21 protein-coding genes and 1 pseudogene are annotated in these 22,993 nt (G+C 38.4%); 8 read left to right on the top strand and 14 right to left on the bottom strand.

The genetic code is table 11. From position 1 onward, the window contains the following. The first annotated feature begins 187 nt into the window (after positions 1-187). The 4 genes and pseudogenes from FNK51_RS09580 to FNK51_RS09565 all read left to right on the top strand — a co-directional run bounded on the left by FNK51_RS09580 (position 188) and on the right by FNK51_RS09565 (position 3,880). Positions 188-2,011 (top strand): reverse transcriptase/maturase family protein, encoded by a 1,824-nt coding sequence (locus tag FNK51_RS09580; RefSeq protein ID WP_141993152.1) that lies wholly within the window; start codon positions 188-190, stop codon positions 2,009-2,011. 49 nt (positions 2,012-2,060) lie between these two features. After that, positions 2,061-2,351 (top strand): annotated as a pseudogene (locus FNK51_RS09575) (lytic transglycosylase domain-containing protein); the annotation flags it as partial. Between the two features lie 234 nt (positions 2,352-2,585). Beyond that, a complete protein-coding gene (locus tag FNK51_RS09570) occupies positions 2,586-2,990 on the top strand; it encodes a globin domain-containing protein (RefSeq protein ID WP_053534150.1) in 405 nt (134 codons plus the stop codon). Beyond that, positions 2,987-3,880 (top strand): ClpXP adapter SpxH family protein, encoded by an 894-nt coding sequence (locus FNK51_RS09565; protein WP_141993150.1) that lies wholly within the window; start codon positions 2,987-2,989, stop codon positions 3,878-3,880. The genes FNK51_RS09570 and FNK51_RS09565 overlap by 4 nt, the downstream gene beginning before the upstream one ends. A gap of 938 nt (positions 3,881-4,818) precedes the next feature. Here FNK51_RS09565 and pepF read toward each other — a convergent pair. From pepF to FNK51_RS09530, 6 genes are all read right to left on the bottom strand, one after another. Continuing rightward, positions 4,819-6,636 carry an oligoendopeptidase F gene (pepF, locus tag FNK51_RS09555; protein ID WP_141993148.1) on the bottom strand — a complete coding sequence of 606 codons (1,818 nt, stop codon included), beginning with the start codon at positions 6,634-6,636 and terminating at the stop codon, positions 4,819-4,821. Between the two features lie 192 nt (positions 6,637-6,828). Next, complete coding sequence (locus FNK51_RS09550; RefSeq protein WP_141993147.1) at positions 6,829-8,037, bottom strand: competence protein CoiA; 1,209 nt, start codon at positions 8,035-8,037, stop codon at positions 6,829-6,831. Between the two features lie 94 nt (positions 8,038-8,131). Further along, positions 8,132-9,640, bottom strand: coding sequence for a cardiolipin synthase (cls, locus tag FNK51_RS09545; RefSeq protein WP_141993146.1), 1,509 nt, complete (start codon positions 9,638-9,640; stop codon positions 8,132-8,134). Between the two features lie 119 nt (positions 9,641-9,759). Continuing rightward, positions 9,760-10,428, bottom strand: coding sequence for an adaptor protein MecA (gene mecA / locus FNK51_RS09540; RefSeq protein WP_098371288.1), 669 nt, complete (start codon positions 10,426-10,428; stop codon positions 9,760-9,762). 494 nt (positions 10,429-10,922) lie between these two features. Beyond that, positions 10,923-11,318: a transcriptional regulator SpxA gene (spxA, locus tag FNK51_RS09535; protein ID WP_034314502.1), complete on the bottom strand. Its 396-nt coding sequence runs from the start codon at positions 11,316-11,318 to the stop codon at positions 10,923-10,925. A 900-nt stretch (positions 11,319-12,218) separates the two neighbouring features. Beyond that, positions 12,219-12,800, bottom strand: coding sequence for a GNAT family N-acetyltransferase (locus FNK51_RS09530; protein WP_098371290.1), 582 nt, complete (start codon positions 12,798-12,800; stop codon positions 12,219-12,221). A 96-nt stretch (positions 12,801-12,896) separates the two neighbouring features. Between FNK51_RS09530 and FNK51_RS09525 the strand changes: the two genes are divergently transcribed. Beyond that, positions 12,897-13,085: a hypothetical protein gene (locus tag FNK51_RS09525; protein ID WP_098371291.1), complete on the top strand. Its 189-nt coding sequence runs from the start codon at positions 12,897-12,899 to the stop codon at positions 13,083-13,085. 51 nt (positions 13,086-13,136) lie between these two features. Here FNK51_RS09525 and FNK51_RS09520 read toward each other — a convergent pair whose 3' ends face one another. Further along, complete coding sequence (locus tag FNK51_RS09520) at positions 13,137-14,282, bottom strand: putative glycoside hydrolase (RefSeq protein ID WP_260398029.1); 1,146 nt, start codon at positions 14,280-14,282, stop codon at positions 13,137-13,139. A 573-nt stretch (positions 14,283-14,855) separates the two neighbouring features. Here FNK51_RS09520 and trpS point away from each other — a divergent pair. Continuing rightward, positions 14,856-15,842 (top strand): tryptophan--tRNA ligase, encoded by a 987-nt coding sequence (trpS, locus tag FNK51_RS09515; RefSeq protein ID WP_098371292.1) that lies wholly within the window; start codon positions 14,856-14,858, stop codon positions 15,840-15,842. Positions 15,843-15,876: 34 nt separating this feature from the next. Here trpS and FNK51_RS09510 read toward each other — a convergent pair whose 3' ends face one another. The 4 genes from FNK51_RS09510 to FNK51_RS09495 form a co-directional block, all read right to left on the bottom strand. Further along, positions 15,877-16,632 (bottom strand): YjbA family protein, encoded by a 756-nt coding sequence (locus tag FNK51_RS09510; RefSeq protein WP_034314514.1) that lies wholly within the window; start codon positions 16,630-16,632, stop codon positions 15,877-15,879. 108 nt (positions 16,633-16,740) lie between these two features. Then, positions 16,741-17,511, bottom strand: a complete 771-nt coding sequence (locus tag FNK51_RS09505) for a DUF2268 domain-containing putative Zn-dependent protease (protein ID WP_141993145.1) — start codon at positions 17,509-17,511, stop codon at positions 16,741-16,743. A gap of 138 nt (positions 17,512-17,649) precedes the next feature. Beyond that, on the bottom strand, positions 17,650-18,888 hold the full coding sequence (gene fabF, locus FNK51_RS09500) for a beta-ketoacyl-ACP synthase II (protein ID WP_098371294.1): 1,239 nt from the start codon (positions 18,886-18,888) through the stop codon (positions 17,650-17,652). Positions 18,889-18,938: 50 nt separating this feature from the next. Beyond that, positions 18,939-19,874 (bottom strand): beta-ketoacyl-ACP synthase III, encoded by a 936-nt coding sequence (locus FNK51_RS09495; protein ID WP_098371295.1) that lies wholly within the window; start codon positions 19,872-19,874, stop codon positions 18,939-18,941. A gap of 194 nt (positions 19,875-20,068) precedes the next feature. Here FNK51_RS09495 and FNK51_RS09490 point away from each other — a divergent pair, with 194 nt between their 5' ends. Next, complete coding sequence (locus FNK51_RS09490) at positions 20,069-20,290, top strand: hypothetical protein (RefSeq protein WP_141993144.1); 222 nt, start codon at positions 20,069-20,071, stop codon at positions 20,288-20,290. Positions 20,291-20,331: 41 nt separating this feature from the next. Here the strand turns inward: FNK51_RS09490 and FNK51_RS09485 are convergent, their stop codons facing one another. The 3 genes from FNK51_RS09485 to FNK51_RS09475 form a co-directional block, all read right to left on the bottom strand. Then, positions 20,332-20,514: a ComZ family protein gene (locus FNK51_RS09485; RefSeq protein WP_098371297.1), complete on the bottom strand. Its 183-nt coding sequence runs from the start codon at positions 20,512-20,514 to the stop codon at positions 20,332-20,334. 282 nt (positions 20,515-20,796) lie between these two features. Continuing rightward, positions 20,797-21,627: a Rossmann-fold NAD(P)-binding domain-containing protein gene (locus tag FNK51_RS09480; RefSeq protein WP_141993143.1), complete on the bottom strand. Its 831-nt coding sequence runs from the start codon at positions 21,625-21,627 to the stop codon at positions 20,797-20,799. Between the two features lie 102 nt (positions 21,628-21,729). Beyond that, on the bottom strand, positions 21,730-22,452 hold the full coding sequence (locus FNK51_RS09475; RefSeq protein WP_141993142.1) for an alpha/beta fold hydrolase: 723 nt from the start codon (positions 22,450-22,452) through the stop codon (positions 21,730-21,732). Positions 22,453-22,748: 296 nt separating this feature from the next. Here FNK51_RS09475 and FNK51_RS09470 point away from each other — a divergent pair, with 296 nt between their 5' ends. Beyond that, positions 22,749-22,940 carry a YjzD family protein gene (locus FNK51_RS09470; protein WP_098371300.1) on the top strand — a complete coding sequence of 64 codons (192 nt, stop codon included), beginning with the start codon at positions 22,749-22,751 and terminating at the stop codon, positions 22,938-22,940. Positions 22,941-22,993: the final 53 nt, after the last annotated feature.

The following is a 22,993-nucleotide window of genomic DNA, read 5'->3' as shown; positions in this document are numbered from 1 at the left end:
GTTCTTATATGTACTAAATGGTGATTACCTAAGTTGGAACGCTTTCTAAAAGCTATGACAATAGTGTCTGAATATCCAATAAGGTAACGGAGTTCCCGTAGTAGTCCGAGATAAGGAAAGCTTATCACATGGCGAAGGGGAACAGTTTATCTAGTCTAACTTAAATTGGAAAGGAGCGTGAGGCTCTATGAGAAGTCCAAGAGTAGTGTTAGACAATCTAGCGAAGCAGACAACTCGTGAAGATTACAAATTTCAAAGGCTCTATAGAAATCTTTACAACATGGAGTTTTATCTTATCGCATATGCGAAGATCTACTCTAAAGAAGGCAACATGACAGAAGGTGTAGATGGACAAACCATTGATGGTATGAGTCTTGAACGTATTGAGAAACTTATTGAAAAACTTAAAGATTTTAGTTATCAACCAAAACCATCCAAACGGGTCTATATCCCAAAAAAGAATGGAGATAAAAGACCTTTAGGCATTCCATCATTTGAAGATAAGTTAATACAAGAAGTTGTGCGAATGATACTAGCAAGTATCTATGGGAAAAACTTTTCCGAAATGTCTCATGGATTCCGCCCTGAAAGAAGTTGTCATACTGCATTGGCTCAAGTGAAAGATAGATTTTCAGGAGCCAAATGGTTCATCGAAGGCGATATTAAAGGCTTTTTTGATAATATTGACCATCACACTCTCATTGGAATACTAAAAAGAAAAATTGATGATGAACACTTCATCAACTTGATTTGGAAATTCCTAAGAGCAGGATACCTAGAAGATTGGCAATTTTATAAAACATACAGTGGAACACCACAAGGCGGAATCATCAGTCCGATTCTCTCTAACATCTACCTAAATGAACTAGACTACTTTATGAAAGTTTATAAATCAAACTTTGATAAAGGAAAAAGTCGTAAAAGGTTAAAAGATTATCGAACTCGGGAAGCCAGACTTCTCAGAGCAAGAGCAAGATACAAAGAGAAGTGGGACGAAATGAGTGCAGAAGAAAAAGATGAAGCACAACTACATGTTAAGAAATTAAAAGAACACATGATGGAACTTCCTTACAAAGAACCAATGGACGATAACTATAAAAGAATTCAATACGTTAGATACGCTGATGATTTCCTTATAGGGGTCATTGGGAGTAAAGAAGATTGTAGAAAGATTAAGCGCGAAATCACTCTATTTCTTGAGAATGAATTAAAGATTGAACTATCTCAAGAGAAAACGCTAATCACTCATTCTAAGAATAGAGCGAGGTTCCTAGGATACGATGTTAAAATTAGTCATGATAATTTGACGACTAAATTTACCGCAAGTGGTCACAAACAACGTACTAGAACCATGTGTTGCGAACTTTTACTCCCTCATGAAGTTTGGAGAAACAAACTGATTGAATACAAAGCGTTAAAAATAGACTCAAACACAAAAAAGTGGAAGTCAGCTCACCGAGCGCACCTACTTCAAAATGACGATTTAGAGATACTTTCTACTTATAACGCTGAAATAAGAGGTTTGTACAATTACTACAGACTAGCGAATGATGTCTATAAACTTGATGGTTTCAAGCACATCATGGAATATAGCATGTATAAAACATTCGCAAATAAATACAAATCAAGCGTTAAAAAGATAATCAATAAATTCAGCATAAATGGTCATTTTGGAGTAAGATATGAAACTGCCAAAGGAAAAAAGGTTTCCTTCTTTTATAATGACGGATTTAAAAAACAAGTTCACATTTCAAAAGAAGAAACAATAGACGCTATCCCTTCGGGAAGAAATATAATCTACAATCGAACGAGTTTAATCGAAAGACTTTTAGCTGGTCAATGTGAATGGTGTAGGAAGACAAATCTTCCTCTACAAATTCATCATATAAAAAAGTTAAAAGACCTCAAAGGCAAGAAGAGATGGGAAAAGCGAATGATAGAACGTAACCGCAAAACCATGGCACTCTGTAAAGAATGTCACCTCAACTTGCATAACGGGAAGCTAGATTGATAAATGGAGAGCCGTATACGTCGAGAGGTGTACGTACGGTTCGGGGAGGAGTTCTTGGAAACCTACCATAGAAATATGGAAAGGCGCCGGGTTCTTACTCTACTTAATGCCAGCAACTGCAAAAAGCCTTGGGGTGGATGATGCAACCGATCCAGAACAAAACATCATGGGCGGGAGTAAATATTTAAGTCAAATGATGGAACGATATGACGGGGACATCCAGGTTGCCCTTGCTGCTTATAATGCAGGGCCAGGAAACGTCGATAAATATAACGGCATCCCGCCCTTTAAAGAAACTCAGAACTATGTTCAAAAAGTTTATGGCACATTTTCAAGCTAAAGCAAGCTGACCTTGTTTATTTGTGACGGGTCAGTTTTTTTCATGTCTATATATGGCTTCTTCCACAAACCCAGAACAAATGGGAGAGCCCCCCAAAGGTGTAATTTCCGATCATTCCCCTGTGTCATACTACAGATGTAAAATTTTCTTTAAGCTATATATTTGTTATATCAGTACGTCATTGATAAAATATGAATAAATATCAACCATCTTTCTTTAAAAGGAGTAATCAACATGATGCAAGGGAACCCTACACCATATGAATTAATTGGAGAAGGGCAATTACACAAATTAATTGATGTGTTTTACTCCAACGTTAGTCAGCACCCGGATCTGCAGCCAATATTCCCTGACGATTTAACTGAAACGGTCCGTAAGCAAAAACAATTTATGACTCAATATTTAGGCGGTCCCTCTTTATATACCGAAGAGCATGGCCATCCTATGTTGCGGGCTCGACATATACCTTTTGAAATTACACCAGAACGTGCGAAAGCATGGCTTTCATGCATGTATCAAGCTATGGACGAAGTTGGCCTTGAGGGTGAGATTAGGGAGTTTTTCTATCACCGCCTCTATTTGACAGCACAGCATATGATCAATACATCCGGAACTGACGGGAAAGGAGAAGACAGTTGAGCGCACAAAAACCAGTTTTCAATATTTCCGATTGGATCAAGACGCAGCATTGCTATGATATAGGAAAAAAGCCAATTGAAATTTATGTTTTTGTTGATCCGCTTTGTCCCGAATGCTGGGGCTTAGAACCAATTATTAGGAAATTACAGATAGAATATGGCCAATTGTTCAGTTTACGCCATGTTTTAAGCGGTAAAATCGATTCTCTTAATATGGGGAAAAATAAAAATTATGAAAACATTGCTCAAGTTTGGGAAAAGACAGCCAGCCGCTCGGGAATGTCCTGCGACGGGAGCCTTTGGTCTGAAAACCCAATCTCTTCTCCATATACAGCTTCCATCGCAATAAAAGCAGCGGAATTGCAGGGGCGTAAATTGGCCATTCGCTTTTTAAGGCAGCTTCAAGAATATGTATTCATAGGAAAAAAGGATATATCCAATATCGAAGTCTTGACCGAATGTGCCAAAATGGTTGGACTGGATGTGGAGGAATTCCTTTATGACATCAATTCTTCCAGTGCAGCCAAAGGCTTTCAATGTGACATGAAAATCACAAGCGAAATGGAAGTGACTGAAATACCTTCCCTTGTCTTTTTCAATCAAAATATTGAAGAAGAGGGAATAAAAGTTTCAGGTGTCTATTCTTACGAGGTATATGTTCAAATTTTAGAAGATATGCTCAATGGTCTTCCAGCCCCTGCAAAACCCCCCTCTCTCGAAGAATTTTTAAGCTGTTTCAAACTAGTGGCCACAAAGGAAATTGAAACTGTTTATAATATGAATAAGAATAACGTCGAGTTGGAAATGAAAAAGCTTGTTTTAAAACAGTTGGCAGAGAAGATTCCTGCTAAATACGGAACGTTTTGGAGATATACAAAGAAGCAGTCATGAATTTGACTGCTTTTTTGTTATATTTAAAAAGGAAAAACCATGCAAATCAAAAGATTGCATGGTTTTTTTTATAAGAAAATAAGGGGATGGGAGAAATTTTTCACGATCAAACAAAGGGGTATAAGTTTGTTTGTGATTCACTTCACAATAAACAATATAACAGATAACCCAGTTATGTTTCAACTGTATGTGTAACATTTCACAAATTGTTCACAATATATATTTTTCATTTTTTAATTATCGTTTCTGGTATATATAGCTAAATAAGAGCCCATTTTAATTAAAAGACATAAGTGTTCTTGATATCTGATAAGCGTGGGAATGAATCTAATTGTGAAGTAAATCACAAGAAATATTAAATCATTTGTTTTTATTTCCTAATCTTTCGTACAACTTTTGTTACAACCGGCGTCATTTTGTTCTTTTTACTTTTGATGCAAATGAAAAACCCCGGCAAATCACGAAATTTGCTGGGGTTTTCATCTATTTATACGAATAAGGGGATAGGAGAAATTTCACGACGAACAAACAAAGGGGTATATGTTTGGGATGTGATAACTTCTATATCTGTACTATAGCAGATTATACACCTTAATTGCAAGAACTTTGTGCGCAACTTCACATTATTGTCATATTCTTAGAATACTGCTTATTTTAAAACATACTATCTAATAAAGCGCAGATGAGCTTTTACTGTGGCCAGGTTGGAGGTGACCAAATTGAAAGGCTTTATTCTACTCATACTCTTGATAGGGTCGCTATTTGTCCAGCTGCTCGGTATCATGAACCTCATTCCTCTGTATTTTACCTCCCCTATTTTATTTTTTGTTTTCTTCATAATTCTTCATAGCTTAAATCAGAGAAATCGTTTTAAAGGATTATGACGGACATTCATATAAGTTGAAAAGGACCCGAAGTGCTCGGGTCCTTTCCATATCCTATTTATTCAAAAGCTCTTCCAACTCATTTAATTTTTCTTCGAATACATTCATGGCTTCTTGTACAGGTTCGGCTTTAGTCATATCGACGCCAGCCTTTTTGAGCACTTCAATCGGATAATCGGAACTTCCTGACTTCAAGAACTCCAGATACCTTTTGACAGCAGGCTCTCCTTCTTCAAGGATTTGCTTGCTCAATGCTGTTGCTGCACTGATTCCAGTTGCATATTGATAAACATAGTAATTATAGTAGAAGTGTGGAATGCGCGCCCATTCCAAACCGATTTCTTCATCAATGGTCACGTTCTCTCCAAAGTATTTCTTGTTCAGCTCATAATATTCCTTAGTAAGCATATCCGCTGTCAACGCTTCCCCATTTTGAGCTTTTAAATGAATCGTATGTTCAAACTCTGCAAACATCGTTTGCCGGAACAATGTGCCGCGGAAACCTTCCAGGTAATGATTCAATAAATAGATGCGTTTCTTTTCATCTTCGATTGAATTCAGTAAATAATCGTTCAACAAGTTTTCATTACAAGTTGATGCAACTTCCGCTACAAATATGGAATAATTCCCGTATGGATATGGCTGATATTTACGTGTATAGTAGCTATGAACCGAATGCCCAAATTCATGAACGAGCGTGAATAAGTTATTGACGTTATTTTGCCAGTTCATTAAAATATAAGGATTCGTCCCAAATGTACCAGAAGAATAGGCACCGCTTCGTTTCCCTTTGTTTTCATGCACATCGACCCAACGGTTTTCAAATCCCTCTTTCAAAACGTTCAAATAGTCCTCCCCAAGCGGAGCAAGACCTTTAAGGACATAATCTTTGGCATCGTCATATGTCACTTCCATCTTCACTTCTTTAACAAGAGGAGTGAATAGATCGTACATATGAAGTTCATCTAATTGCAGTACTTTTTTACGTAAATCAAGATAACGGTGCAGTAATGGCAAGTTGTCATTGACCGTTTTAACGAGATTATCGTATACGGTCTCCGGAATGTTATTATTACTTAACGCCGCTTGGCGTGCTGATTCATATTTTCGAACCGTGGCATTGAAGTTGTGGTTTTTCACCTCACCTGACAGGGTTGAAGCAAATGTATTACGGAACTCTCCATACTTGCTGTATACCCCTTTAAATGCCTCCTCACGTACACGGCGATCTTCACTCTCAAGAAAACTGATATACCTTCCGTGAGTAATTTCCACTTCATTTCCCTCTTCATCCTTTATGGTCGGGAATTTCAAATCGGCATTGTTAAGCATTCCGAAAGTATTGCCCGATGCATCAAGTACTTCTGATGCTTGCGCCAATAATTCTTCCTGCTCTGCAGATAAGATATGGGGTCTCTGAAGATTAATTTCCTCTAAAGAATGTTTGTATAATTTCAGATCTTCTTTTTCTTCCAAAAACCCTTCCACTTTGTTTTCATCAATACTCAATAGTTCAGGAACCATAAATGAAAACGCAGCCGCTGCCTGGGCGTATAAAGCTTTTGCCCGATCCTCCATCCCTTGATAAAAAGGATTGGTTGTATCTTGATCATTACGCATATGTGAATAAGAATAAACTTTCCCTAGCTTCTCGAATACCTCATCTTGGAGTTGAAGGGCCGCAAATAATTTTTCTGCGCTTTCTCCCAACGTCCCTTTATGTCCTTCCGCTTTCTTGAGGTCTTCTTTTACCGCTTTGAAGGCAGCTTCCCAATCTTCCTCGGTTGCGAAGATATCTTCCAGTCTCCAAGTATCTTCAGGAGCTATTTCACTTCTTGAAGGTAATGTATTCGCTTTTGTTTCCTGTGCCATAAAAAAATTCCTCCCCATTCTATAGAAACTTGCCATTGGGCTAACTCGTTAAACCGGATCGAACGCTGCAATACTTCATTCGGCGTTCATTCTTTCTTAAAGTTTTCTTAATTCCCAGTTCTTATTACTATTTCTCCATTAACAAAAATAATCCTGCCCTTTCATCTGAATTCAAGATAAATAGAGATGTTATCACTGATTATACTGGATATTCCCCTTTTCCATCATCAATTTATGCTTATCATAGAAATTTTTTTCCAAAATTTGAGCTTGATCACTGGTGAAGGGAAGGGTAATTTCCCTTTCAACTTTAAAAACCCCTTCTTTCAGCTTTGATAGATAACCAAATTGCTCCAAAAGCATGATATATTGACCTACAGGATACTCGATGGGTTTCTCATGAAGCAATGGCAACGGTCTGAACTTTATTTCCCCTTTTTTTGAACGCTTTCTAAAAATATGGATAATATCAGCCATAAAAATCTTTTCCCCTGTTCTTTTCTCTTGAAACACATCCATGTATAACCATGCCTGCCATTCGATTGAGGCTGTTTCGATCAACAGCATCCCTCTGACGGGAACACCCACTTCAATTGGAAGTGTCGCAGGTGAAATATGATGTAAATATAGCCCTTCGAAAAAAGGATCGCATCTCCGTGCTGTTTTCATTCGATGAAGGGACCAGCCATTTCGTTTATATCTCCAAGCAGGCAGAAAAGGGAATCGAAAGCTGTTTTGGGGCAATGCCCGACTAGGGGGAAGGAGCTTTAAAGAAGCTGTTGTCAATTCGGCAAAGACGGTTCTGGGGGTAAAAGGAGTGAGGTTTTTCAATACTGATAAATGATCAGTTTCCGGACAATACATCCAAAGAAAAGGATGATGGAAGCTGCCGGTGACGAAGAGCCAGTGGAAGCGGGATAAACTGAATTCATACAAACTTTTCCTTTTTAGGCGTTTTGCTGCGAGAATCCAAATTGGCTTGATGCCTATGCTTTGATAGGCTTTTGTCCTTTCTATGAATTCAACCTCTGGGATAACTGAGCATTGAAATTCTATTGCATAGCGATTACCTCCTATCACAGCTAAAATATCAGCCCTTTTCTTAATTTCAGGAAGGTAGGCTTCTAAATCCACTTGATAACCATGTGATAAGAACCACTGAAACAATTTTCTTTTTCCCATTAAATGATAGGCGGATTCCGGTTCTGAAGAAGCGCGGCATGAAGAACTATTTTTATGGGCGAAATGCGGGATCCTGACTTTTCCCGCTTTGATGGTCATTTCCATCTTGCAGCATGGACAGTAATAATCTGCTGACTTTCTCCATTCATCAATCACGTTTGCCGGTATCTTTTCAGGGAGGGTAATCCATGTCCCATCCTTCTTTATCGCAGTTAGCATACATCTCCTCCTCTTCCACTACATTCGCCTGCTTCGCTTAGGATTCCTTTTAATCCGCAAAAAAAAAATGCCTGATCGGCATAAGAAAAAGAATCTAAAGAAGGGGTGAAAGCAATCGGCAAGTGGACTCCAAAACTTTCAAACCGAAATTCCGTTTGGAAAACGCATCAATCTCCACTTCTTGGGATACCTTTATATCTTCCAAAAAATCATTCACCAGCTGCTGAGTACTTTCCGTCCGGTAGAGAAAAGCATTGACTTCGAAATTCAGGTTAAAGCTTCTCATATCCATATTGGTTGTCCCAATTGATGCCAATTGTTCATCCACGATGATGATTTTACTGTGCATGAAGCCTTCATTATATTGGAATATACGAGCTCCGGAAGCAAGTAATTCGGGAAAATAAGTTCTCGAAGCATGAAATACGATACGTTTATCGGGGTTCTTCGGGACGAGCAGCCGGACATCCAAACCACTTAAAGCAGCCACCTTCAATGCTTGTAAGATATCGTCATCAGGAACGAAATACGGGGAGGCTATCCAGACGGACTTTTCTGCTGAAGTGATCATCTTAAAAAAAATGCTTTTAATGATCGTCCACTCACTATCAGGTCCGCCGCCAATCAATTGAATTCCGCCATGTCCGTGATGGTTCGGCAGTCCGGCCATGAGATATTCATCACTTAAAAAACTAGTATTGGTGCTATAATACCAATCCTGCAGAAATATGAGCTGTAAAGTCCTGACCGCTTCCCCCTTTATGATAAGGTGCGTATCCCGCCAAGAACCGAATTTCCGATCTTGTCCCAAATATTCATCCCCAATATTGAGACCGCCGATGAAACCGACAGAGCCATCTATCACAATTATTTTACGATGGTTACGAAAGTTGAATTTATTATTTAATAAAGGGAGATGCAACGGACCAAAGGCCACCATTTCGGCTCCCGCATTCTTCAGCTCATCGATATAAGAGCGTGCTAATTTCCAAGAACCAACCGCATCATAGAGAAATCGGACCTCTACCCCTTCTTTTACTTTTTGTATCAAGATGTCTTTTAACAGTCCGCCAATGCGGTCATCCCTAACAATATAATATTCTAAATGAATATGATGTCTGGCTTTTTTTAATTCTTCGATGATATTGGAAAATGTCTCCTCACCATTCCTTAAAACCCGGGTTTCAGTCTGAAATGAAATAGGGCTATTCCCCAGCCTATTTGCAAGAGTGATTAACTGCTGAGGGTTCTCGCCCATTTCCTTAATTCGTTCATTATAATCCGCTTCGCCGCTTATTTTCACGAAACTCTGTTTGTCCAAAAAGTACTTCTTGCGAAAAATCCTCTCTTTCCGAAAATTACGGCCAAACAAAAAGTAAAAAATGAAACCGATGAATGGGAAAGCGCCAAAAACAACAAGCCATGTTATGGTCTGGATGGGATCTCGGTTTTCCAGGAAAATGTTGAATCCAATTATCACCAAGAAAATGGTCAATATAAGACTAGAATAAAAAATCAGCCCGCCATCGACGCCATTTATTAGAAAATGCCATGAACTGACCAACAAGAGAATAAGCAGACCGATGCCAACTATATTCTTCACCTAGACTACCTCCAATTAACAAACAAACACAGGCATATTTGAAAAACCTCCATGCTAAGGCAAAAAACACTTAATCTTGGACGAAAAGGCCGATTTCTACTGAAATCGGCCTCAACAGTCTATGCGAAATATTTATCGACCGTTGTGAATACATCATTTTCGATAACTATCTTCCCGTACTCTTCAAGCATGTGCACCGTTATAGGTGACTCCTGACTATATTCCAATAAAAGACTTAAAACATTATCGATTTCTTCCTCATCAATCTCCGCCTCGGAAAATTCGATATAAAGATAATATTTATTCTGATAAACATAAAGTTTTGTTGTCCAGTCATCCAAGCCATGACGCTTGCTTAATGAAATGACATCTTCAAAATCCTCGAAAGTCGTGATGAATTCAATTATACCATCCTCGAATGTCATACCGCTTTCTTCATCTTTACCATGAAAATGTTGATCAAGAAGCGTATCCATCTTGTCTGATACATTCAAATCCCTTAACTTATCATCTGAAAGAGGCAGCTCGAGTTTCTGACCATCTTTGGCAAGCTGGGCTTTTGTGACCAAAACTTCCAAGCCTTTTTCAAGGGCTTGAACTTGAATCCATAAGGGTCCTTCAATCATGAATTCTTCTTCTTGATGCACTTCATCCATCATTTCCCAAAAAAGTTCCTCACTTCGCTCGCGGCTGTACCAAATTTCTTCGCGATCAAAGCCTCTTTCCTCAATATCTATATAGGAAATATAAAATTTAACTGTATCGTCATTAATGCGTTCGATTTCCATGATTCCCCTCTCCCTTCCTTTCTCATTTTGAAGGGATAATAACCCCCAAGCGAAAATTGCTCTTAAAAGCTCTTTACCCGTAAGTGAATACTGTAAATCATGATAGTCATTAAAACAGACTATTTTACATCATTTTATGACAAAACCTTGAAGAAGGGAAATAAAAAACATTACTTATCTAAAAAACAATTGTTTGCCTAATATTCCATTCATTCTATAAAATAATTCATCCTCATGCAACTATCCTAATGCTTTATTCAATTTTAATCTTACTGCCATTAATGCCTTATTATATACACAGAATGATGAGCTTCATTCTTTATTTTTTCTTTAAATGATGACAGGTTCAAGGGACCTTCTGCAAATCCAAAACGTCTGCTGTCGCCTAAGGATTCTTTTATGTTCCCCTTCATTAAGTTAAAAAAATCAGCGGAAAATCGTTATGTATAAAGAAAAAGCCCTGCACATTTCCTGGCAGAGCTTGAAAGACCTTATTAGTTGACCATACGTTGTGCTTCCCGTAACTGGAAGGTACGGACTTTACGTGGTAAAAAGCGTCTTATCTCATCTTCATTATAACCAACTTGAAGCCGTTTCTCGTCAAGGATAATTGGACGTCTCAACAGACCTGGATTCTCCTTGATCAATTTATATAATTCTTGAAGAGGCAGGCTCTCTAAATTTACATTTAACTTTTGGAAAGTTTTTGACCGTGTTGAAATGATTTCATCGGTTCCATCTTCTGTCATTCGAAGAATTTCTTTAATCTCATCAATCGTTAACGGTTCTGAAAAAATGTTTCTTTCTTTATATCCAATCTCATGTTCCTCTAACCATGCTTTTGCTTTTCTGCATGAAGTACAACTAGGTGATGTATATAATGTTACCATGTTTACTCACACTCCCTAAATATAGAATCGGTGATCTATGAGGGGAAATCTACTATTAGTATTCATAAGTACCACTCTAATTTGAAATAATTTTAAATAAGTATTTCATTTTCTTTATTATACACTAATTTATTTAAAATGAATACCCTTTTTGATATTTGGAAAAATCCTTTTAAACTTCTAGTTTAGCCTGTACTATAGCTTTTTCCGTTTTTTATGTAATACATTAAAACCGCTTTTTCTAATTGAAAATACCTACCTACCATTCTCATTTAACTCTCATTACGGCCCTCATGATTTTTTAAATAACTCGTTACTTTTATTTACCCCCAATCTTTTTCAATAAACAAGATCATGTTAATATATTTTCTTTAATCAAATGCAAATTCCTCCTTTTACATTAAAAACCATTCTTTTAGCACATATATTTCCAAAAGTAAAAAGATAATTCGAAAGAATCAGCGATAAGGGAGCATTCTACCATCCAAGAAGTTATAGAAATTCATTTTACCGTAAAATATGAACAATAAGAAAAGACATATTGCCTACAGTCTAAAAAACGATCCAGTTGTTTTCAGAAATCCGCTCCCTTTCCGCCGACTGTGGGGTCTTGGCGGAGCCAGTTTTTCGGCAGGAGTGTCGCAAATTTCTTCACTCTAGTGTGGGTTTCATCCCATATTAATCATGAGGGAACCAAACCTTCTTTTAAAATCATGGTTCGGGGTTCGAAGCTTCCTTTTATTTACAAATTTTAAGAAAAGACAGTTTGCCTCAATTTTCAAAAAATGTTCCGGTTGTTTTCTGCTGGAACACTTTTTCGGCCGTTCACGCAATTTTTTTCCTTTACTGTACTTTTTTCGACAAATTAAAAAGGGCCGGTGAAACAACCGGCCCTTTTTCTCAAATTTGCACCTCTTTAAAAATATCCGTTTCCTGACCTGCATTCAAGCTTAGTACATCCTCTACATCTTGATAAGATTTCCCATAAAGATCATCATCTTTGTAAGTATGGATTTCAGAATAAATCTCTTTCATGAAATCAAATACGTCTTCTTCATCAACAGATGGGTTTGCAGGCCAATATAAGATTTCCATAGGCGTATCCTCCTTGGTGGCAAGCGATTTTCGGCTGTAGGAAATCGAAGAGGCGTGCCGGAATCCTTCCCTTTTATAAAATTTCAGCCTTTTAAATGTGTCATCATCATTTTCTTGTACTGGTTCTACTTCCAGCAAGATCGTTTTCTGCTTTTTTTGCAATTTTTGAATCAATTTCCTCCCTAGTCCCTGCCCCCTTGTTTTCTTAGATACAAAAAGGTAATCAACGAATATAAACTCTTCCCCTTCCACATACAATAAAACATGGTCGGGACCTTCATCTTTTTTATAAATTTCCTGTTTATCTTCTAAAAGAACTTCTATATGTTCTTTGGACTTCATTTCTTCAATAGGGAAATACTGATTTAGCTTTTCATACCAATTCATAATTTAATCTCCTCATTTGCTAGTTTATACTTTCCAGATTATTTCTTATCCACTACAATGGAACTTGAATAGCTTGAAAATATTAGGAGGGTTTTGATGGTCAATTACTTTTTGGACTTTTTTTTAGTCGCTGCTTGCGTTATTGGCATTACAGCTGTGAATGGCGTTGTGACGAATGGCATCGGCGAAAAATGGTTTGGCGGGAAACGTCACTCTCATATTTTCGATCAATCGAAACGAATTCAGTCAGGGTGGAGTCAAGTTGGCGGGAATAAAAAGCGGTAATTCAGAGAGAATATGGATGACCGGAAGAATCTTCCTAGGTCATCCTTTTTTTCATGGGGTATAGTCTACTCCCTTTGTATATCGATTTGCTGCATTCCATAACAAGTATTCATCAATACCATTGTCATTCAATGCTTTTATTTGGGCTTCCACTTCTTCCTTACCATACCTTTGGTAATTCCCCTCTCCTAAATATGAGGCAGTAAAATCTTGTAACCAAGGTCTTGAAGTAGGTGGTGTTTTTAATTCCTTCAGCTTCCCGTTTTCTAATTTCGCATATTCCTTAACGAGATTATAAGGCTCCAAATCAGGCTTATCGATACCAAAATAAGATGTCCAGTGACTCGGATAGATCATCGAGGAAATTACATCAACATTCTCAGAAATTTTTGTAAAGTTTTGCCCAATTCCGGGAGCTTCAGGCAATGTAGCCGCATATCCAAAAATATCCACTGACACTTCCACACCATATGGCTCCAGTTGTTTCCTCGCATAACTTACGAAATCTGTCACTGCCTGAACCCTTTTGGCTGTATTACTCACTTTCGCTTCATCATATTCACCTACATCATATTTCAAATCATCTTCTTTATTTTCGAATCCTTCGGGGAAACGGACATAGTCAAATTGAATTTCTTTAAAACCCATCTTTGCCGCTTCAATGGCAATACCGACATTATAATCCCACACCTCTTTTAAGAATGGGTTAACGAAGGCTTCCCCTCGACCATTCTTCCATACCTTTTCTCCATCTAAAAAAGACAATTCAGGCTTCTCTTTGGCCAAATGGGAGTCTTTAAAGACGACTACCCTTGCAATTGGATAAATCTGTTTATCCTCAAATTTTTTCAGCATTGACCTTGGGTTTTTTATGTAGTCTTTACCGATCCCAGCATATGGAGAATCGGGATCTTCGGGTTTATACGTAACGTTCCCCCTGTCATCCTTAATGTCAATGACCATCGCATTCAAATCGGTTTCATCTACATATTTAATAAGCTCATTCAATTTATTGCCACCCGCTGCAGGCCCTGTCACATATATTCCGCGCACAGCATCCGGATAGTCAAATTTCAACCCCGAATCAAAAACAAAACGCGGTACGCTCACAGGCAATTCTTTATTTTCTAATGCCACCTGCCTGGTTTCGTTCATGCTTTGCGCATGAACTGGCTGTTGAATCAGGAATATGCACATACCTGTCATCAACCATTTACACATTGGTTTCATTTTCTCCACCTCATTCGCCATCAGTCATCAATATTCAACAAATATAATAAACCCCTTTCTTTAATACCACAAACAATTAACTTTACTCCTATATATTATAAATAATTAAAAAAACTGCCTTACAATGTTTCAACCTTAAGAATACGTTCATAATCCTGTATTCCCTTGTGAGTATCCTTCCCTAAAATGGTCTGCTCATTGTGATATATGTTAAACGGTTTGATTTTCCTTGAACCCTTCATTTCTTCCATGTCAAAAAAAAGAAACGGAAAATCCTTTCTATTGGCTTGATTGCCGTTTCGATTATACATTTAATATGAATAAATGCTAAAATACAGTATAGTGGACATTTCGTATTCTCAGAATGGCATCGATACAGGACAAAACGGCCCTCCACAAGATTTTAATGAGCGTTTTTCCCCATCACAGGGGCACGCACATTTCTTTCAAAGAAAGTGGATTCATTTTCTATTTATCCTTACAATAATGAAGAGCGAATATCCATTTATCAATAAACGTATTTAGAGGAGTGACTAGCAGTTGAAAAGGATTTTCTCCGGCATTCAGCCATCCGGTTCCGTTACTTTAGGAAATTACATCGGAGCCATGAAACAATTCGTTAACTTACAAAATGAATATGAATGTTTCTTTTGTATTGTTGACCAGCATGCAATTACAGTTCCACAAGATCGCATTAAGTTAAGGAAAAACATTAAAACATTGGCCGCTTTATATTTGGCCATTGGTTTGGATCCTGAAAAGAATACCATCTTCATTCAATCAGAAGTACCTGCGCATGCTCAGGCAGGCTGGATTTTACAAAGTATATCCTATATAGGGGAACTTGAGAGAATGACGCAATTTAAGGACAAATCCGCTGGCAAAGAAGGGGTATCCGCAGCACTGCTTACATACCCGCCGCTGATGGCTGCCGATATTCTCCTTTATAGTACAGATGTGGTTCCTGTCGGGGAAGATCAAAGACAGCATCTTGAATTGACACGCGATTTGGCTGAACGGTTCAATAAAAAGCATAATGACATTTTTAAAATTCCGGAAATCAGCCTCCCTACAGAAGGGGCCCGTATCATGTCCCTTCAGGAACCAACCAAGAAAATGAGCAAATCTGATCCTAATAAAAAGGCAACGATTGCCTTATTGGATGATCCGAAGCAAATCGAAAAAAACATCAAAAGCGCAGTTACCGATTCGGAAGGAATTGTCCGTTATGATAAGGAAAACAAAGCGGGTGTTTCCAACCTGATGTCCATATACTCCATCTTCAGTGGAAAATCCTATTCAGAAATTGAAGAGATGTATGAAGGTAAAGGTTATGGTGACTTTAAAAGTGATTTGGCTGAGGTGGTTCTTGGAGAAATCCTACCAATCCAGGAACGCTTTAATGAATTGATCGATTCGCCTGAATTGGATGAGATTCTGGACCGCGGTGCAGAAAAGGCGAATATTGAAGCCAATAAAATGATCAGAAAAATGTATAATGGCATGGGACTTGGCAGAAAGAGATAAAAAAAGACGATCCTCATCGGATCGTCTTTTTTGTTCATAATATCGATGGACTATCGCCGGCCTCCACTTGCCAAAGCTTTTCAAAAAAAGGCTGCCCCTTCACAAGGTTTTCACAAAGTTGAAGATGCTTCTCTGACCAGCCTTCCTTCATTTCTTCATATAACTCAAGCCAAGCTATCTGAAAATCCATTTCTTGAATGCTTTCATATTTCTCAGGGGCCCATTCTGTATACCAATAGCGGATTTCAGCTGTGTTTTTCGCAGTGAATAATTGGTCCATGGCCATGAATAGCAATTGCTTAAGCTGTCTTTCTTTTCTTGTCAAACCGTTCATGAATAAGGGAGACGGCGACAAAATATGATATTCTTTCTCAGATGTAGGTTTTTCAGTAAAGGTGTAATCCATCTCATCATGGTTTTCTATCATGTCATAAACAATTTGTTCCTGCCGGGGAATTATTCTACTTTTCCTAATCGGAATATGATAACCTATCGTATCAACAGCTAAAATTCCATTTCCATCAGTCACGATAAAACAATAGTCAAGCTGAATTCTTTCATGATTTTTCCTTGCATATGCTTTTTGATAAACATCATTGAGCAATGGCTTAGGTAATTCTGACAAGTCGTTCTCTATGTAGTGGAACAATGTTGATGACACTTTCAACAAAGGAACTTGATCTAGTAGTTCGATCCCGTCATCCTTCCTCCATTCATGAAAATGACAAATATTATAGCCGTTTTCTTCTCCTTCAAACCAGTTAACCCATACATCATGAAGATATAGCATCATTCATCCCTCACTTAAACAAATTTCTGTTTGTCAATCAGTATAGGCAGGAACCATACAATTTATTCCTATTCTAGAAAACAGATTAAGAAAAAAAGAACGTATATATTAACTCTTTTTTGATATGAATTCTTCAGACTGGATAATGAATGATCTTTTCACAGAGAGCTTTTCAAAATTTTTCACCAGGTAATAGCCACTACAGTATCCAAGCATATACGGATATCCTTTCGCCCCAAGGAGAAGTGCATCATGAAGAGGATCTGTACGTTTTATCATGTGCTTTTCCTCTAAATGCTTGTTCCAAAATTCCCGTAGTTTATCTTCCTGATATAACTTAGTCCATTTCGCTAAAAATTTTGTTCCTAAATATTTTCCCACCGTTCTTTCCGCCAGTCCTTCCATGATCATCGTATCCAGGAGAGTGTATTCTTTTTCGTCCTTTTTCAAATGATGCAGACGGCAAACATGATGATATTCATGAATCAACAGGGCCTCCATTTCCTTTTCGGCCATCCCCGTGCCGTAAAAAAGGAAAAGTTTATCTTTAAATGCCAACCCTGACTTCGTTTCAACTTTTTTATTCCATATCCCTGAAGACATGAGCGGAAAAATATATATGGGAACATCAGGCCCTCCCCAAAGCTTCTTATAGGCTGTAAACAAGCTTTGAGTTTTTTCCCATGCATTATTTTCTTTTAAGTCTTTCCATGTGAGTTTTGTTTTTTGATTCGGCGAATACATGCCATGCTTTAATAAATGATGATAAATCATGTTCGAATCAAGGGTATTGTTGAATGTACTTTTAAGTCTTTCCATCATCTGTACCGGGCGGTTGAAATCCTTCATCATCCATTCATCGGTTGAAATGACTCCCATTTCCCATACACCTCCGCTTCCTATTGACTATCGTATGATTTTAAGAAGGCGGTTGACACATTTTATATCCCTCGCATTTGCATTTTCCCTTCAAAATAAAAAGAGCAGATCCCAAAGGATCTGCTCTTCCTTCATAACTTATTGATACTTCTTGAAAAGAATGGTTGCGTTATGTCCACCGAATCCAAGTGAATTACTGATGGCTGCATTGATTTCGCCCTTCCTTGCTTGATTCGGAACATAGTCCAAATCACACTCAGGGTCTGGTGTTTCAATATTGATGGTTGGAGGCAATATGCTGTCCCTTATTGCCTGAATCGTGAATATTGCTTCCACACCGCCTGCTGCCCCTAACATATGGCCTGTCATCGATTTAGTGGAACTTATTGCAAGTTTATTAGCATGGTCGCCAAAGACTTCTTTGACTGCCATCGTTTCGTATTTGTCATTGTATGGCGTACTCGTTCCGTGGGCATTCACATATTGGATGTCTTCCGGATTCAAACCTGCATCCTCAATTGCAATTTTCATTGCTCTTGCCCCGCCTTCTCCACCTGGTGCCGGAGCGGTAATATGGAAGGCATCTCCAGTTGAGCCATAACCAGCTATTTCAGCATAAATCTTGGCTCCTCTATTCAATGCATGTTCAAGATCTTCCAGAACGATAATTCCAGCTCCTTCCCCAATTACGAAACCATCACGATTAAGATCAAAAGGACGGCTAGCCGTTTGTGGATCAGGGTTGGTCGATAAAGCCGTATTTGCACAAAAGCCTGCAACCGACATTTTTGTGATTGGCGCTTCGGCCCCGCCTGTGATCATGACATCGGCATCGCCCCGTTGAATGGCTTTAAACGCATCCCCAATTGAATTTGTTCCTGTTGCACAGGCTGTTACCGTACATGAATTGATTCCTTTAGCACCCAGTAAGATAGAAACCTGGCCGGCTGCCATGTCCGGAATCATCATTGGAACGAAAAATGGGCTCACCCGTTTATATCCTCTGTTTAAAAAGTTTTCATGCTGTGTTTCAAGTGTCTCCAGCCCGCCGATACCCGAACCGATCCAGACCCCGACACGTGCAGCATTTTCATCGGTTATTTCCAGCTTGCTATCATTATATGCCATAACGGAAGCTGCAATTGCATAATGGGTAAAACGGTCCATTTTGCGTGCTTCTTTACGATTTATATATGTCTCTATATCAAATTCCTTGATTTCAGCAGCCACTTTAACGGGGAATTCCTCAGCATTCAAACGAGTTAAAGGCCCTATTCCCGATTTCCCCTCGATTATATTCTTCCATCCAGTTTCTGCATCATTACCAACTGGAGAGATTGCTCCAATACCTGTTACAACTACACGGCGTTTAGTCATTAAAAATGGCTCCTTCCTATTTTTAAAGCACTTACGTTTTGCTTCTTCTTTTATTTACCCCACCTAAGAGCGATCGCTCCCCATGTAAGGCCACCACCAAAACCGACCATGACGATTAAGTCATTGTCCTTGATTCTTCCCGCTTCCATTTCTTCCACAAGGGCCATTGGAATGGACGCTGAAGAAGTATTCCCATATTTATGAATCGTTTTTGTCATTTTTTCAAGCGGGAGATCCAATCGTTCCCTTGAGGCTTCCATAATGCGTATGTTTGCTTGATGCGGGACAAGCAGATCCACATCTTCTTTTGTCAAACCAGCTTTGTCCAATACACTCAGGCTGGATTCCCCCATCTGACGGACAGCAAATTTAAATACTTCACGTCCATTCATATGAATGAAATCTCCTTCCTGTAATAAGTGCTTCCCACCGGTTCCATCTGCTCCTAATTCAAAGGAAAGGACTCCTTTGCCTTCAGATACAGGTCCAAGTACAACTGCACCCGCTCCGTCACCAAAAAGTACAGCAGTATTGCGGTCTTCCCAATTGGTTACTTTCGAAAGTTTTTCAACACCGACAATCAACACATGCTTATATGCACCTGACTTAATAAATTGCTGTGCCGTGATCATTGCATACATAAAACCGGCACATGCAGCACTTACATCCATTGCAGCTGCCTTCATCGCTCCCAATTTCTCTTGAATCATGCAAGCGACAGAAGGAAACGACTGATCAGGTGTAACAGTAGCTACAAGAATTAAATCTATCTCTTCAGCAGAAATTTCCGCATTTTTCAATGCAGCTTTTGCGGCTTGATAAGCCATATCTGATGTATCAATATCATCATTTGCAATTCTTCTTTGCTCAATACCCGTCCTAGTCCGGATCCACTCGTCGGAAGTGTCCATAATTTTTTCTAAATCCGCATTTGTAACGATTTTGTCGGGTAAGTAGCGGCCAAGCCCTAGTATTCCAGCATTCATCTTGCCATCCCCTTATATTTTTATGAGTTATTATAATCATCTATTATTACCTGGTACTAATTTTATATAAAAAAAGACTTCCTTGCAAGAGTTAACAGTTTGAAAGGCTAAAGAAATCTCTTTCAGAAGTCGGTCAAGCGCCTATGCCAAGGGAGATTTAGGACATACATTATAAATAAAAGGAGGAATTCATTGTGGACATCTTCAATCGCAACCGCGAAAGAAACCCGGATGATCATTTTTCGAATTTGATGTTTGGCAGGAAGGCTGAACCGGAGCAAGAGGAATCGAAAGTTGATAACATGCAATTGATGGAGAGCGTTGAAACATTGATGGGCTTATACAGTCAATACAAACCGACCATTGATAAAATTAATCTGAACCCATTGATTGCCAAGTTCTTGAAAAAAGAATAAAAATATTAAGGCTGCCGTTTAACCGGACAGCCTTCCTTTAATTAACGCTGAGCATCTTGTTTACCAAGCTCATAAGCTTCTTGCATTACGCTTTTAAAGAGCTCCATGAATGGCTCTGCCATCTCCATTGAGAATGTAATCCCGCTTGCTTCAAGCTTCGCTTTAGCCTCTGGGAAGTATTTCATGGCAATCCCCATAAATTCAAGAGTTTTATCTGAACTCATTCGCGTTTCCCCCCTATCTTTTGAATATTCATCCAATTGATCATTGTGATGCCAAATAAAGCTCAATATTATCATAATTCCACAAGACCCATTCGTAAAGGGCGCACATATAAAATCATGAATATCTTTTGATGTGAATTCCTATCCTTGAACATTATAGTACAAGACATATAGATTAGAGGCAAATATACAGTTTTGCACTTCCCTAATATCGAAAACTATCGATTTCATATTTTCCCGATCATGCGCTTCGCCTTCATATTTGGTTATCGCTCTCCCAAGTCAGTCTCGCTTTCTCCACTTTTTAAGTAAGTTTAATCGTTTATTATGTTTTCTTTGTAAAGCAATGCCTTCTTCTGGTTCCATTTTGCATTGCACTTCAAATATTGTTCCTTTATTGATTTTAGTTGTTGAGTGGGAAGTGAATGAATCCATACTTTCACTAAATATTAACTCGGCACATTTATTCCAATGGTCATCAATACTGCTGCACAATTGGATGTCCCTATCGGAAGAGGAGGTAAGCACTGCTTCCAAAGCGTTAACAAAATCAGTGATATAGAGAGCATCTCCGGTATATTCGGCAGCAATTGCCGCTTTGATATCAGACTGTCCAAGCTGATTGATTCCAGCTTCAAAGCTCATGCCTTCCGATTGCCAAGGTCCATAAATCGTCGGTAAAAATATGATTTTCGTAGAATCTATTTCACGAATCGAGCTTAATATGGACTGAAATACACTGACATCTTTTTCAATGGGCATGAAAAGTACGAAATTTGGCGTTTCATCCTTGCCATTTTTGAATTTCTCAATGAATGAAACGATTTCGCCTATCAGAAAATCGATTTTGTCCAATTTTCCGCTTTGAATATCGTAAAGAGATATGAATACCGTGTCCTGCTGTGAAATATCCAATAATTGAAGCTTATTTATCGGAAAGTATATATAATTTGAATTCCTGCCTATTTCAAGTTCCTTTTCTTCCATAATATATTGACTTGCTTCGGAATCAGCCCAATCAATTCCGATTACTTCTTTACCTTGGTTCAAAAAATATTGAGTCACATAGAATCCCACAAATCGATAAGTGCCAATGACAATGTTTGTTTGCATAAATACAGCCTCCTCGTATGCCATCAAGCCCACTTCACCCGGCACGTCTAGTTTTTTTAGATGCTGTATCGTATGCAAACTATTGTAAAAATATATCACTTCTCATAAAATCTCTTCATTCTCATTGAAAAACTTTTGTATTTGATAGGGGATTTTATAACGTTTTTCGGGCAATATATACGTCAGTTGCAAATCTGTTTTTCTAGCCAGCTGGATTTGCCGATAAAGGGAGGCTTGCTCTTTCCGTAAGCTTCCAAAAACCTGGATCACTTTCAAGGGGATATTCTCTGCGATAACTGAATCCTCAGTGTCCAGGATATGCTGTTCACATTCGGCTGGATCGAGCTCATATGCAGCAGCAACCTCTGACAGCCACTTTTTAAAGAAGAACTTGTTTTCCTTTTCTTTCTCAAGTTGTGCTTTCAATGAAAAAACCGGATCAATCAATACGACAGACCGAATTTTATTTCCAAGTTCATTCATTAGCTTTAGGGCAAGTAGTGCGCCTGTCCCCTCTGCCAATATATGAACCCTTTGATTGACTATTTCTTTTTTCATGAAAAGAATATATAGGTTAAGGGAAAGGTCCAGTGCTTTAGGACTGCCCCAGTTGGCTCCGTGAAAATTGGATGAAAATAGCGTGTATCCGTATTCCTTTAAATATTCCAATATCTGCAGCCTGCCAGGATGCTGCAGCCAAAAGCTGCTGTCTTTTTCGACAAAATGACTACGGTCTCCAATTACCATTACGGAAAAACCACTGGGCCGCTCTGGATAATAGATGATATTCCATTGCTCATCAATTTGAAAAGTTCGTTGTTCCATCGTTCAAACTCCTTTAAGGAATATTACTACTACTATATTAATTTATGAAGAAAAATAGAAAGGGTCAGTGGAAACGCCTAACTTCTTATCTTAAATTAACCAAGCATGGACGATTTTTGTTTTAATTCCCCCCTATGATTTCCCATTTAGGGTTTGGAACCAACTTGTCTGCCGGAAAAAGTTCTCTTATGATTTAATGTATTGAATTATTTAAAGGTTATTATTAAAAACACGTTTTAACTGTATATTAATTATGGTAAGATAAAAATGAATGTAGTGGAATGAGGTGAAATTCGATGCGTTATGCTTGGGCAATTTTTTGGACATTCTTATTAGTGCATATGACTGTATATGTTGTTTCTTCCATGATCGGACTTTCATACGATGCTGCGCAGGGAACGATTCTAGGATTAGCTGCTGCTATCCTGATTCTTATCATCCCTGCTATCTTGCCTGCCGGGCCAGCTAAAGACTCTCATCAACATTAAGAAGAAGCAAAAGAGGACATCCTTTTTAGGATGTCCTTTTTTGTTATACCGTA

The organism is Bacillus sp. B4EP4a (assembly GCF_006680105.1).
GTDB lineage: Bacteria > Bacillota > Bacilli > Bacillales > DSM-1321 > Peribacillus > Peribacillus simplex_E.
Note: the sequence above shows the minus strand (reverse complement) of the source record. Positions and strands in the feature narration are given on the sequence as shown.

Excerpts from the sequence above, each read along its gene's own strand:
- FNK51_RS09475 (WP_141993142.1), bottom strand. The coding sequence starts at position 22,452 with ATGGAACAACGAACTTTTCAAATTGATGAGCAATGGAATATCATCTAT.
- FNK51_RS09520 (WP_260398029.1), bottom strand. The coding sequence starts at position 14,282 with ATGTGCATATTCCTGATTCAACAGCCAGTTCATGCGCAAAGCATGAAC.
- FNK51_RS09505 (WP_141993145.1), bottom strand. The coding sequence starts at position 17,511 with ATGGGAGTCATTTCAACCGATGAATGGATGATGAAGGATTTCAACCGC.
- FNK51_RS09550 (WP_141993147.1), bottom strand. The coding sequence starts at position 8,037 with ATGCTAACTGCGATAAAGAAGGATGGGACATGGATTACCCTCCCTGAA.
- spxA (WP_034314502.1), bottom strand. The coding sequence starts at position 11,318 with ATGGTAACATTATATACATCACCTAGTTGTACTTCATGCAGAAAAGCA.
- mecA (WP_098371288.1), bottom strand. The coding sequence starts at position 10,428 with ATGGAAATCGAACGCATTAATGACGATACAGTTAAATTTTATATTTCC.
- FNK51_RS09525 (WP_098371291.1), top strand. The coding sequence starts at position 12,897 with ATGGTCAATTACTTTTTGGACTTTTTTTTAGTCGCTGCTTGCGTTATT.
- FNK51_RS09570 (WP_053534150.1), top strand. The coding sequence starts at position 2,586 with ATGATGCAAGGGAACCCTACACCATATGAATTAATTGGAGAAGGGCAA.
- FNK51_RS09510 (WP_034314514.1), bottom strand. The coding sequence starts at position 16,632 with ATGCTATATCTTCATGATGTATGGGTTAACTGGTTTGAAGGAGAAGAA.
- FNK51_RS09495 (WP_098371295.1), bottom strand. The coding sequence starts at position 19,874 with ATGAATGCTGGAATACTAGGGCTTGGCCGCTACTTACCCGACAAAATC.
- FNK51_RS09530 (WP_098371290.1), bottom strand. The coding sequence starts at position 12,800 with ATGAATTGGTATGAAAAGCTAAATCAGTATTTCCCTATTGAAGAAATG.
- FNK51_RS09470 (WP_098371300.1), top strand. The coding sequence starts at position 22,749 with ATGCGTTATGCTTGGGCAATTTTTTGGACATTCTTATTAGTGCATATG.
- FNK51_RS09580 (WP_141993152.1), top strand. The coding sequence starts at position 188 with ATGAGAAGTCCAAGAGTAGTGTTAGACAATCTAGCGAAGCAGACAACT.
- FNK51_RS09485 (WP_098371297.1), bottom strand. The coding sequence starts at position 20,514 with ATGAGTTCAGATAAAACTCTTGAATTTATGGGGATTGCCATGAAATAC.
- pepF (WP_141993148.1), bottom strand. The coding sequence starts at position 6,636 with ATGGCACAGGAAACAAAAGCGAATACATTACCTTCAAGAAGTGAAATA.
- fabF (WP_098371294.1), bottom strand. The coding sequence starts at position 18,888 with ATGACTAAACGCCGTGTAGTTGTAACAGGTATTGGAGCAATCTCTCCA.
- FNK51_RS09480 (WP_141993143.1), bottom strand. The coding sequence starts at position 21,627 with ATGCAAACAAACATTGTCATTGGCACTTATCGATTTGTGGGATTCTAT.